The sequence below is a fragment of the Methylosinus sp. LW4 genome (assembly GCF_000379125.1).
Classification (GTDB): Bacteria; Pseudomonadota; Alphaproteobacteria; order Rhizobiales; family Beijerinckiaceae; genus Methylosinus.
This window is the reverse complement of record NZ_KB900626.1, coordinates 1,254,602-1,266,558: the sequence shown is the minus strand read 5'-3', so window position 1 is coordinate 1,266,558 and position 11,957 is coordinate 1,254,602. Positions and strand designations below refer to the sequence as shown.

12 protein-coding genes are annotated in these 11,957 nt (G+C 65.0%); 11 read left to right on the top strand and 1 reads right to left on the bottom strand.

Annotated elements, in window-relative coordinates:
• Positions 1 to 59: 59 nt before the first annotated feature.
• From METLW4_RS0106445 to METLW4_RS0106420, 6 genes are all read left to right on the top strand, one after another.
• Positions 60 to 1,262 carry a D-alanyl-D-alanine carboxypeptidase family protein gene (locus tag METLW4_RS0106445; protein ID WP_043332316.1) on the top strand — a complete coding sequence of 401 codons (1,203 nt, stop codon included), beginning with the start codon at positions 60 to 62 and terminating at the stop codon, positions 1,260 to 1,262.
• The gene (tmk, locus tag METLW4_RS0106440) at positions 1,259 to 1,978 is read left to right on the top strand and encodes a dTMP kinase (protein WP_018265387.1); all 720 of its coding nucleotides are present in this window, start codon (positions 1,259 to 1,261) and stop codon (positions 1,976 to 1,978) included. The genes METLW4_RS0106445 and tmk overlap by 4 nt, the downstream gene beginning before the upstream one ends.
• On the top strand, positions 1,975 to 3,048 hold the full coding sequence (locus METLW4_RS0106435) for a DNA polymerase III subunit delta' (RefSeq protein ID WP_018265386.1): 1,074 nt from the start codon (positions 1,975 to 1,977) through the stop codon (positions 3,046 to 3,048). Before tmk ends, METLW4_RS0106435 begins: the two co-directional genes overlap by 4 nt.
• Before the next feature lie 9 nt (positions 3,049 to 3,057).
• Positions 3,058 to 3,573: a DNA-deoxyinosine glycosylase gene (locus tag METLW4_RS0106430; protein WP_018265385.1), complete on the top strand. Its 516-nt coding sequence runs from the start codon at positions 3,058 to 3,060 to the stop codon at positions 3,571 to 3,573.
• A 68-nt stretch (positions 3,574 to 3,641) separates the two neighbouring features.
• Positions 3,642 to 5,216, top strand: coding sequence for a methionine--tRNA ligase (gene metG, locus METLW4_RS0106425; protein WP_245258416.1), 1,575 nt, complete (start codon positions 3,642 to 3,644; stop codon positions 5,214 to 5,216).
• 13 nt (positions 5,217 to 5,229) lie between these two features.
• Positions 5,230 to 5,742 carry a hypothetical protein gene (locus METLW4_RS0106420; protein WP_245258415.1) on the top strand — a complete coding sequence of 171 codons (513 nt, stop codon included), beginning with the start codon at positions 5,230 to 5,232 and terminating at the stop codon, positions 5,740 to 5,742.
• A 6-nt stretch (positions 5,743 to 5,748) separates the two neighbouring features.
• On the opposite strand, the gene METLW4_RS0106415 is transcribed toward METLW4_RS0106420, so the two are convergent.
• Complete coding sequence (locus METLW4_RS0106415) at positions 5,749 to 6,078, bottom strand: CU044_2847 family protein (RefSeq protein ID WP_018265382.1); 330 nt, start codon at positions 6,076 to 6,078, stop codon at positions 5,749 to 5,751.
• 61 nt (positions 6,079 to 6,139) lie between these two features.
• On the opposite strand from METLW4_RS0106415, the gene METLW4_RS0106410 reads away from it, so the two are divergent.
• The 5 genes from METLW4_RS0106410 (at position 6,140) to METLW4_RS0106385 (ending at position 11,747) form a co-directional block, all read left to right on the top strand.
• Positions 6,140 to 7,354 (top strand): S1 family peptidase, encoded by a 1,215-nt coding sequence (locus METLW4_RS0106410; protein WP_157234936.1) that lies wholly within the window; start codon positions 6,140 to 6,142, stop codon positions 7,352 to 7,354.
• A gap of 12 nt (positions 7,355 to 7,366) precedes the next feature.
• Positions 7,367 to 8,842 carry a pentapeptide repeat-containing protein gene (locus tag METLW4_RS0106405; RefSeq protein WP_018265380.1) on the top strand — a complete coding sequence of 492 codons (1,476 nt, stop codon included), beginning with the start codon at positions 7,367 to 7,369 and terminating at the stop codon, positions 8,840 to 8,842.
• A gap of 70 nt (positions 8,843 to 8,912) precedes the next feature.
• Complete coding sequence (locus METLW4_RS0106400; RefSeq protein ID WP_018265379.1) at positions 8,913 to 9,713, top strand: TatD family hydrolase; 801 nt, start codon at positions 8,913 to 8,915, stop codon at positions 9,711 to 9,713.
• Positions 9,710 to 10,507: an MBL fold metallo-hydrolase gene (locus METLW4_RS0106395; protein ID WP_018265378.1), complete on the top strand. Its 798-nt coding sequence runs from the start codon at positions 9,710 to 9,712 to the stop codon at positions 10,505 to 10,507. Before METLW4_RS0106400 ends, METLW4_RS0106395 begins: the two co-directional genes overlap by 4 nt.
• A gap of 568 nt (positions 10,508 to 11,075) precedes the next feature.
• Entirely contained in the window at positions 11,076 to 11,747 is a 672-nt protein-coding gene (locus tag METLW4_RS0106385) for a cold-shock protein (protein ID WP_026191300.1), read from the top strand.
• The last annotated feature ends 210 nt before the right edge of the window (positions 11,748 to 11,957 follow it).

Genomic DNA, 11,957 nt, shown 5'->3' with positions numbered 1-11,957 from the left:
CTCATTGCGTGAGGCCGTCGACGCGCTTCGACGGCGCATCGAACGAAGGCGAAAGACGCGTGCCTGTCTCCCTTCCCAAATCACTCGCCAAATCCCTCGCCCGCTGCGGCTTCGCCCTGGCGGCCGTCTTCATCGCGCCGACGGCGGCTTTCGCCGAAGGCTTCCAGACCACCGCGCCGCGCGCCATTCTGGTGGACGCCGGCACCCATACCGTGCTGCTGGAGAAATCCGCCGACGAATATGTGACGCCGGCCTCCACCGTGAAGATCATGACCGCGGAGGTCGTGTTCCACGAGATCGCCGAAGGTCGGCTGAAGCTCGACGACGAGTTCACCGTTTCCGAGCACGCCTGGCGCGCCGGCGGAGCGCCGGCCGGCGGCTCGGCCATGTTCCTCGCCGTCAACAGCAAGGCGCGGGTCGAGGATCTCATCCGCGGTCTGGTGATCGATTCCGGCAATGACGCGGCCATCACGCTCGCCGAAGGCGTCGCCGGATCGGAGGAGGCTTTCGTCGGCCGCATGAACAAGCGGGCCTCCGAGCTCGGCCTCACCCGGTCGATCTTCGGCAATCCCTGGGGGCAGGCCGGCCCGGATCAGAAGGTGACGCCGCGCGAGATGGTCCAGCTCTCCGCGCATATCATCAAGACCTATCCAGACCTCTATCGCTATTTCGGCGAGAAGGAGTTCACCTGGAACAAGATCAAGCAGCAGAACCGCAATCCGCTGCTCACCATGAGCATCGGCGCGGATGGGCTGAAGACGGGCAATATCGACGATTCCGGCTATGGCATGGTGGGCTCCGCCGTGCAGGACGACCGCCGCCTCATCGTCGCGGTCTATGGGCTGCGCACCGCCAAGGACCGCGCCGAGGAGGCGCGCAAGATCCTGCAATGGGGCTTCCGCAATTTCGAGGAGAAGTCGCTGTTCAAGGCCAATGAGACCATCGGCTCCGCCCAGGTCTATGGCGGAACCGCCGGCTCCGTGCCGCTGAGCGCGTCGAGCGATATCAAAGTGCTGCTGCAGCGCGGCGGCTCGGAGAAGCTCACCGGCAAGATCGTCTATGAGGGACCGTTGATCGCGCCGGTCGAGGCGGGGACCAAGGTCGCCAAGCTCGAAATCCGCCGCGGCTCGACCGTGGTGCTCGAGCAGCCGCTCGAAGCCGCGGAGACGATCGACAAGGGCTCGCTCGCCAGCCGCGCCTTCGACGCCGCCTATGAATACGCCGCCGGCGCCATTCACAACAAGCTGTCGAAGAAGCAATGAGCGTAGAGCCGCCGCTCGGCCCGGCGCGTGGGCAGGACAAGGGCCGCGCCGGCAAGTTCATAACGCTGGAGGGCGGCGAGGGAGCCGGCAAGTCGACGCAGATGCGTCGCTTGCAGGAGCGCCTCGCGCAGAGGGGCATAGAGGCGATCGCGACGCGCGAGCCCGGCGGCTCGCCCCATGCCGAGGCGCTGCGCGAGGCGCTGCTCGGCGGCAAGGCGGCTTCGCTCGGTCCGCTCGGCGAGGCGATCTTGTTCTCGGCGGCGCGCATCGATCATCTCGACCGTCTGATCAAGCCGGCCCTCGCTCGCGGCGCCTGGGTGATCTGCGACCGTTTCGCCGATTCCACCCGGGCCTATCAGGGCGCGCGCGGCGGCGTCGATCCGCGCCTCATCGCTTTGCTCGAGCGCGTCGCGCTGATGGGCTCGTCGCCCGATCTCACCATCATCCTCGATCTGCCGCCCGAGATCGGCCTCGAGCGCGCGCATCGGCGGCGGCCGCCGGACGAGGCGGCCGATCGCTTCGAGCGCGAGGGGCTGGAGTTTCACCTCGGCCTGCGTCAGGCCTATCTCGACATAGCGACGAGCGAGCCCGGCCGCTGTTGCGTCGTCGACGCGCTCGCGCCAGAGCAGGAGGTGGCCGAGGCCATCTGGCATGTCGTCGAAGCGCGCTTTTTTCGGCCCGAGATCGTCATTCCCTTGAAGAGCGTGATGGCGTGAAGCGCGACGCCGAGGCTCCGCCGGAAAGCGATCGTTTCGCCGATTTTCCGCATCCCCGCGAGACCCACGCCCTGCTCGGCCATGACGGGGCCGAGAGCGAGCTGCTCGACGCCTTTCGCCGTGGCAAGCTGCCCCAGGCCATTCTCATCGGAGGGCCGGAGGGGATCGGCAAGGCGACGCTGGCCTGGCGGCTCGCGCGCTTCCTGCTGGCGCATCCCGACGCCGCCGCGCCCGAGGCGGCGAGCGCGCGGTCGCTTTTCGTCGCCGAGGAGAGCGTCGTCAGCCGACGCATAGCGGCGCTGGCGCTGCCCGATCTCTTCCTGCTGCGCCGCGAGTGGAACGAGAAGACCAAGAAGCATTTCACCGAAATCCGCATCGAGGATGTGCGGCGGCTGATCCATCTCTTTCACCAGAGCTCGGGCGAGGGCGGCTGGCGCGTCGCCATCGTCGACAGCGTGGACGATCTCAACCGCTCCAGCGCCAATGCGCTGCTGAAGCTGATCGAGGAGCCGCCGGCGCGCTCGCTGTTTCTGCTGGTCGCGCATCAGCCGGGCCGCGTGCTGCCGACCATCCGCTCGCGCTGCCGCAAGCTCAATCTCGCGCCTTTGGGCGAGCCGGACGTCATCGCCGCGATCCGCGCGCTCGGCGCGCCCTTCGGCGAGGCGCCGCAGGAGACGCTCGCCGGCGCCGCGGCGGGGGCGGAAGGCTCGGTGCGCGAGGCGCTGCGTCTGCTGGACGGCGACGGCGTCGCCTTCGACACGTCGCTGCGGGCGATGTTCGCCCGCCTGCCGCAAGTGGATTGGCTCGCCGTTCATTCGCTCGCCGACCGGCTCGCCGGACGCGACAATGAGCAGGCCTATGAGACCTTCATGAGCGGGCTCTATCGCTTCCTCGATTCCGTGGTGCGGACCAAGGCTCACGAAGGCGCGAGCGCGACGAGCCTCGCCCCTTACGCGCGCGCCTGGGAGCGCATCGGCGAAGCGGCGCGCGAGACGGAAGTATTCAATTTCGACAAGCGCGGGCTCATTCTGCAGGTGTTCGCCGATCTCGAAGAAGCGGCGCGCCGATAGAGGCTTTGCGTGGACGTCATTCCGACCTCGAAAGGCTTCCCGCCCGTTTCCCGCGCCGACGCGCGCGTGCTGATCCTCGGCTCTTTGCCCGGGCAGATCTCTCTGGCGCGCGTCCAATATTACGCGCAGCCGCGCAACGCTTTCTGGCCAATCATGGGGCGGCTGTTCGGCGTCGCGCCGGAGCTTCCCTATGAGGAGCGGCTCATGCGGTTGACGGAGAGGGGCGTCGCTTTGTGGGATGTCTGCGCGCAGGGGCGGCGGCCGGGCAGCCTCGACCAGAAGATCGACGTCGCCAGCGTCGTCGCCAATGACATAGCCGGCTTTCTGGCGGCGCATCCGCAGACGGCCCTCGTCTGCCTCAATGGCGGCAAGGCGGGCGATCTCTATCGCCGGATGGTCGCGCCGACGCTCGCCGCATCGGCGCCGCCCAGCGTGATCTTGCCTTCGACCAGCCCGGCCCATGCGGCCATGAGCTTCGATCGCAAGCTCGAACATTGGCGGGCGGCGCTCGCGCATTTCGTCTAGTCAGGAATTTTGCTGCGCCGCACGCCTTCCGCTTCCCCGCCGCGGCAAAGCGCGCTAGACCCTTGCCCATGGCTGAACGTCCGACCTTCATGATCACCACCGCCATTCCCTATGCGAATGGCGCCCCGCATATCGGTCATGCGTATGAGCGCATCGCGACCGACGCTTTCGCGCGCTTCAAGCGGCTCGACGGCTTCGACGTGCTGTTCGTGACCGGAATGGACGAGCACGGCCAGAAGATGCAACGCACCGCCGAGCGCGAGGGGCTGACCCCGCAGCAGCTCGCCGACCGCACCGCCGGCCAGTTCCAGACCATGGGCGAGACGCTGAACGCGCTCGCCGACGATGTCGTGCGCACGACGCAGCCGCGCCATGCGGAGGCGGCGCTCGAGATATGGAAGCGCATGGAGGCGGCGGGCGACATTTATCTCGCCAAATACTCCGGCTGGTATTCGGTGCGCGACGAGGCCTATTACGACGAAGGCGAGATCACCGAGGTCGAGGGAAAAAAGCTCGCGCCGACCGGCACGCCTGTCGAATGGGTGGAGGAGGAGAGCTGGTTCTTCAAGCTCTCGGCCTATCAGGACAAGCTCCTCGCCCATTACGAGGCGCATCCCGATTTCATCACGCCGGAGAAATATAAAAACGAGATCGTCTCCTTCGTGAAGCGCGGCCTCACCGATCTTTCGATCAGCCGCACCACATTCGACTGGGGCGTTCCGGTCCCGCCGAAACCGCAGACCAATGCGCCGCATGTGATGTATGTGTGGGTGGACGCGCTCACCAATTACATCACCGCGACCGGCTTTCTGACCGGGGAGGGGGAGCGCGCCCGCTTTTGGCCGGCGAACGCCCATGTCATCGGCAAGGATATCACGCGCTTTCACGCGATCTATTGGCCGGCATTTTTGATGTCGGCTGGCGTGGCTCTGCCGAAGCAGATCGTCGTGCACGGCTTTCTGTTCAGCCGCGGCGAGAAAATGTCGAAGTCAGTCGGCAATGTCATCGACCCGATCGATCTCGCGCAGCGCTATGGCGTCGATCAGCTGCGCTATTTCTTCCTGCGCGAGGTGCCCTTCGGTCAGGACGGCAATTATTCGCATGAGGCGATCGTCAATCGCATCAACGCTGATCTCGCCAATGACCTCGGCAATTTGGCGCAGCGCTCTCTGTCGATGATCGCCAAGAATTGCGGCGGCGCCGTCCCGACCCCCGGCGAATTGACCGAGGCAGACCGCGCGCTGCTCGCCGACGCCTCCGCCGCGCTCGGCAAGGCGCGCGAGACGATGGACGCCTATGCGCCGCATCTGGCGCTGGCGGAGCTGTTCCGTGTCGTCGGGGACGCCAATCGCTATTTCGCCGGCGAGGAGCCCTGGGCGAAGAAGAAGACCGACCCCAAGCGCATGGAGACGATCCTCTATGTGACGGCGGAGGCGCTGCGGCGGCTCGCCATTCCGCTGCAGCCTTTCATTCCGGCCGCGGCCTCGGGCTTGCTCGATCTGCTCGCCGTTCCCGCCGATGCGCGCGATTTCGCCCATGCCGGCGAGGCGCATGCGCTGAGCCCCGGCGCGCCGCTGCCGGCGCCCGCGCCGGTGTTTCCGCGCTATGTGGAGGAGGGCGAGGCGCAAGGCGCCAAAAGCTGACGGGGAGACGCAGATGAGACGGTCGCGAGCGAGCCTCATTTTGATGGCGGCGACGGTCGCGGCCATGCTCTGCGCCGGCCCGTCGCGCGCCGAAGCCTGGATCGCCTATCGCAACGCCCGCTTCGGCGCGACGGCCGATGTGCCAAAGGGCTGGACCATGGGCGAGGCGCCGGAGAATGACGACGGCCGCGTCTTCACCTCGCCGGACAGACAGGCGGAGATCGCCGTCTATGGCGGTTATCGCGCCTTTCAGAAAGATCAGGAATTCGCCGACCGTCTCGCGCCCGGCGAGGGCGAGACCGTGACCTACGCCAAGAAGGGCAAGGATTGGGTCGTCGTCTCCGGCACGAAGGGCGACCGCATTTTCTATCGCCGCTCGCTGCTCTCCTGCCGAGGCGAGATCTGGAACAATGTCTCGATCGAATATCCTGCGTCGCAGAAGAAGAAATTCGATGCGCTGGTGACGCGCGTCTCGCGCTCGCTGCGCGCCGGGCGCAGCGACGGCCTCGTCACCGGATGCTCGTGAGGCGGCTCACGCCTCCTTCTTCGGCTGCTCCCAGGCGAGCTTGACCTTGAATTCCGCCTTGCCCTCGCCGGAGACGACCCAGAGATCGCAATCGCCGGTCAGCGACGCGCCGAACTCGATCTCGACCCTCTGCGGCTTGTCGGGGATCGCCTCGACCGCGCTGCGCAAATGCTCGACCAGCACGGAGAGCGAGCCCATCGCCTTGGCGAATTGATCGGCCGAGGCCTTCGCCGCGCGGTCGAGGGCGCCGACGGAATCGAGGCCTTTCGGCCCCTCCGCTCCGCCGAAATATATCTTCCGGCCCTCGCCGGCCTCGATTATGATATTCGCGCTCATACTATCCCTTTCTGCTATGCCTGAACGTGAAACCGCTCTCGTTTATATATTCACGGCCGATATGCGAAAAGCATTCGTCGGCTGCGGCGCTTTGATCGAAGGCGATCTCATCGTCACCTGCGCCCATGTCGTCGAGGATGCGCGCGCCCTCGCGCCCGAGGAAGGGCGTTTACGAATAGAGTTTCCCTTTCTTCGAGAGGCCGATCCGCGTCACGCGAAACTGGTCCACAGCATCGGCGGCCGCGGACAATCGCCCGATCTGGCCTTTCTGCGCGCCGACGCGACGCCCGAGGAGGCGTTGCGTCTGCCCTTGTCGCTCGACAGCTATGAGGCGGGCCGAGCGGAATTGCTGGCCTTTCTCCCGACGCGAAACACCGATGATCTGATCGAAGGCGAGATCGCGGATCGGACGAATTCGAAGAGCTGGCGCAAATTCGCCGCCACGCGGGAAAATCCCTATTTCGCCGAGAAAGGCTCCAGCGGCTCGCCGCTGTTCACGCCCAATGCGCCCAATCTGATGGGAATCCTGACGCAGGTCGATTTCGGCGGCGAGGGGCAGGGCGAGGATCTGCGCGTCGGCTATATCGTCCCCGCCTCGCTCATTCGGGCGAATTTGCCGAGAACCGAACGCCCTTCCAGCGCGCTGGCGAAACTGTCCCCACTGCAAATGACAAAGACGCCGGAGCCGACCGTCCCGCCGCGGCCGGCGATCGACAAATATGCGCCGGCCTCCGGCTATGTCGCGCTCGGCCAAGGACGCGCCGCCGAGGGCGAGGACGCCAAGGAGGTCTTCTCCGTCATCTGCCGGGTGACGTTTCGCGGCGAAATGCGCGCGACGAGCGAGAAGGGCCATATTACTTTCGGCTATCGCAGCGCCGAGCTTTTTGTCGGATGCGAGAATGGCCGCATGACGCAGCCGGCCTTTGCGACGCCGGCCGCCGATCCGACGCCGCAGCTGATCAGCGCCGCCGGCCGCGTCGAAGGCGGCGAGAGCTGGCTGATCGCCGCCACCGACGGCGGCTTTCTGAAGGGCGACATTTTCGCCGTCGCCTATGGCGGCGAGGTGGACGGACGCGTCGCTTCCGTCGAGGTCGCGAAAGGCGAGCGGCCGCGAATGCGCGGGCGCGTCGATCTCGGCCTGCAAGTGTCGGACATGGATTTCGGCGCCTGCAGCCTATTCGCCAAGAGCCAGGAAAAACAGAAGCAAGCGCTGCTGACGGCGCTGTTGGCCAAGCATGGCGACAGGCTGCTCAGAGTCGATCTCGACAGCGAATAGGATGTTTCCAAAATGGCTCTAGGCCCATCCGGCTTCTTTGGTCCGCTGCCATTCGGCGCCGCCATGCAGACCGATCCGCTTTCGCATTCGCAATTCACATTGACCGCCGATGTCGCGGCGCGCGCCGAAAAGATCATAGCGGCCGGCCCCATGTCTTTCGCGGCAATGGCGCGGCTCGGCGATCTCGATCCGCTCACCGATTTCCGCGGCCTGACGCTCGCGGGGATCGACCTTGCCGGGGAGGATTTGCGCGGCGTCGATTTTTCCGGCGCGGATTTGCGAGGGTGCAATATCAGGCGCGCGACGATCGACGCGACGACGCGTTTCGATGGCGCGCGGCTGGATGAGGAGGATGCGGCGTTTTTGGCGGGAGGGGCGCGTGCGGCGTGTTCTCATTCGGACACTGCGGCAGCTGCGGAAAGAGACGTCGCTGGTCCAACTGACGATGAATTCTGGGCGGCGATCGAGGCCGGAGATAATGCGCGTAGGACGCAGACTTTAGAGGCGGCCAAAGCCCTTTTCCTTTTCGCTGAAGGCATGTGCGAAGAGGTTTTGGCCCGCTTTCCGAAATCTATGCTGTGGCGGCGAAACTTATCTGCTTCCTTCAACAAGCTGGGCGATCTCTCGGTCGCAGCGGGCGACCGGGCGGCGGCGCGCGCCTATTTTGAGCAAGGGCTGCAACTGACAGAAACGCTGGAAGCGGAGGTGGCAGACGACGCCAAGCTGCAGCGAGACCTTTGGGTTTCCCACAATAAATTGGGCGATGTGTCCCTTGTCGCAGGCGATAGCACGGCGGCGCTGGAGCATTTTGAAAAGGGTATGAAATTGGTGGAGTCGCTGAGCGAGGCCGATCCTGACAACGTTCGGCTTCAGCGTGACTTCTCGATTTCTTGCAACAAGATTGGTTATTTGTTGCTCGAGGCAGGCGATAGCGCCGCGGCGACCCGGTATTTAGAAAAGGGGCTTTTGATCAGGGAGGCGCTATCGACGGCAGAGCCGGGCAATCCCCAATTTCGACGGGAGCTGTCGATTTCTTATAATAAAATGGGCGATCTCGCGACCGCGGTCGGTGATGGATCTGCAGCCAAAAACTATTTCGAAAAAGCGCATGCGGTAAGAGAGGCGCTGACCGAGGCTCATCCCGGCAATGCGGAGTTGCTGCGGGATTTGTCTGTTTCCTATGGTCGTTTGGGCAGCCTCGCCATCGCGGCGGACGACGAAGCCGAGGCGCGCGAATACTTCGAAAAAGGGCTTTTGGTCAGCGAGGCGCTTGCCGAGCGCGATCCTGAAAATGCGCAGTATCAGCAGGATTTGGCTGATTCCTATATCAAGCTCGCTGCGACTGGGGAGCGCCCCCTCGAGCTCTACGCCAAAGCGTGCGAGATCGTCGAGCGACTGGAACGGGAGGGCCGTCTTTCGCCGAACGACCAATGGCTGGTCGCAGACTTGCATCGTCGCCTGAAGGAAGCGGAATCCTCCTCCGAATAGAATCGTTCCAATTCCCGGCCGGGCGCGTTAAGGGTTCGGCGCCGACACGCCGAGAGTTCAGGCCGAGCCCATGCTGATCGACACACATTGCCATCTCGACTTCCCCGATTTCGCTCCCGAGCAGGAGGAGGTCGTGGCGCGCGCGCGGGCGCAGGGGGTCGCGCGTTTCGTCACCATCTCGACCCATGTCGAAAAATTCGCTGCGATCGCCGCCATAGCCGAGCGTTACGAGGATGTGTTCTGCACGGTCGGCACGCATCCCAACCACGCCCATGAGGAGCGCGAGGCGAGCGCCGCCGAGCTGGTCGAGCTGGCGCGCCACGAGAAATGCGTCGGCATAGGCGAGGCGGGGCTCGATTATCACTATGACAAAGCCCCGCGCGAGCTGGCGCATCGCGTCTTCCGCACCCATATCGCCGCCGCGCGCGAGAGCGGGCTGCCGCTCGTCATTCACTCGCGCGACGCCGACGCCGATTGCGCCGAAATTCTGCGCGAGGAAATGGGGAAGGGGGCTTTCAAGGCCCTGCTCCATTGCTTCACCAGCTCGCGCGCGCTGGCCGAGACGGCCGTCGAGCTCGGGCTCTACATCTCCTTTTCCGGCGTGGTGACGTTCAAGAACTCGGGCGAATTGCGCGAGATCGCCCGCGACGTGCCGCTGGAGCGTCTGCTCGTGGAGACCGACGCGCCCTTCCTCGCGCCCGTCCCGCATCGCGGCAAGCGCAATGAGCCGGCCTATGTCGCCGATACAGCGCGCACGCTCGCCGTGGCCAAGGGCGTCTCCTTCGAGGAGATGGCGGCGCAGACGACGGCCAATGCGCTGGCGCTGTTCTCCAAAATGACGCCGATCGAGACACGGCGGGCGGCCGAATGAGCCTCGCCGTCACAATATTGGGCTGCGGCTCCTCTGGCGGCGTTCCGCGCGTCGGCCAGGGCTGGGGCGCCTGCGATCCCGCCAATCCGCGGAATCGCCGCCGACGCTGCTCGATATTGGCGACGCGAACCGAGGGCGACGCGCGGACCAATGTGCTGGTCGACACTTCGCCCGATCTGCGCGAGCAATTGATCGACGCGAAGGTCGACCATCTCGACGCGATCCTCTTCACTCATCCGCACGCCGATCACACGCATGGCGTCGACGATGTGCGCGGCCTGGTGCTGGAGAGCGGCCGCCGCATTCCGGCCTATCTGGACGAGCCGACGGCGAAAATGCTGACGGATCGCTTCGACTATATCTTCAAGACGCCGCCCGGCAGCTATTATCCGCCGCTGCTCGACGAGCATCGCATCCATCTCGGCCGCGAGGTGACGGTGGACGGTCCCGGCGGAACCATCGAAGCCATGCCGTTCCGGCTCGACCATGGCGATATGGACGCGCTCGGCTTTCGTATCGGCGGCCTGGCCTATACGCCGGACCTCAATTCCGTGCCGCAGGAGAGCTTCCGCCATCTCGAGGGGCTCGACGTCTGGATCATCGATGCGCTGCGCCACAAGCGCCATGGCACGCATCTCTCCGTCGGCGAGGCGCTGGAATGGGTCGCCCATTTCAAGCCGCGCCGCGCGATTCTGACCGATCTGCATGTCGATCTCGACTATGACGCGCTGGCCACGACTCTGCCGGAGAATGTGACGCCGGCCTTCGACGGAATGCGGATCGAGCTGGCCTGAGCCGGGCGGCCAAATTATCCCTGAACCGATCGACCCGAGCCGCGCCATATGGCGCGTGCTAATCTGCGCGCTGTCCGCTCGTCGTCGCCGCATTCCTGTCCCGAAACCGCCTCCTGGTTCCATAATATCGATTATGCGATTTTCGTTTTTCCGATCTTCCATGATTTCAGACCATTGCGTATCGAGCATCCGGCCCCTCGCCTTCGAGGCCTCGCGCTGCTGCGGCGAGCCGAGCGCGGATGCGCGGCGCTCTTGCCGCGCTCGCGCCACTTTTCCGGGGTTCGATCACCAAGTTCTCACCCTGCGATTCGTCGCATGGTGAGCGGCGGCCTCGGGTTTTTTCGAAAATGCTGGCGAATTCATCTAGCCAGACTGGGCCGCTTCCTGGTAAAAAGGCGATTGCGCGGGACTATATGGCATTCAACTGGCACACTTACGAACGCACCAAAACCGGCTCTCCGCGAGACGCCGGCGGACGCGTGCGTCGTCGGCGCTTTTGCGCCCGGCGAGAGGCCGTGCATGTGGCTATAGCGGTCTTTTGGCGGATGGCGGAGACGAGTACCAAGACATGAGCAGCAAAGGTCGAGACTTCCGGGGACCCAGAAAGCGTGGGTTCGACGACGACCCCCCATACGGCTATGACAGCCCGCGGCCCAGCCGGCCGCCGCGGTCGCCATTCGGCGGAGGTGGTGGATTTGGCGATGCGCCGCCCCCGTCCTCGAACGAGCCCGCGATCGACGCGGTCGTGAAATGGTTCAAGCCCGAAAAAGGCTTCGGCTTCGTGGAGCTCGGCAATGGCACGGGCGACGCGTTCCTGCATATCGGCGCCGTTCAGGCTGCGGGCTATGACGCCCTGCCGCCCGGAGCGAAGCTGAAGGTGCAGGTGTCGAGCTCGGTCAAGGGCCAGCAGGTCACTCGTGTGCTCGAGGTCGATCTTTCGACCGCGACCGCAGAGCGTCCGCGCAGCAGCAGCGGTGGCAGCGGCGGCTTCGATCGTCCGCCTCGCCGCCAGGCTCCCGATCCGTCGACGGCCGTGCCGGTCTCCGGCAAGGTCAAATGGTTCGACGAGACCAAGGGCTTCGGCTTCGTGCAGTCGAATGATGGCGGGAAGGACGTCTTCGTCCATATCTCGATCCTCGGTCCCTCCGGCGTCAATCATCTCGCCGAAGGCCAGCCCGTGACGATGCAGGTCGTCGACACGGCCAAGGGTCGCGAAGCGCTGTCGATCACGCTCGACTGAGGCTTTTAAAATCAGTGGGCCGCAAGTCGTTCCCGGCTTGCGGCTACGCGCCGAAAGGCGACGACGAACTCACCTCGGATGCGCAAGTCGGGTCCGAGGCGCTGTCGTTTGCAAGGCGTAATCTGGCCCCGGACCCTCGGATCGACTGCGGAGGGCGGTTAGACCAAGGGCGCAGTCGAGATCCGGCACTCATGTTAGAGCAAAGCGTTT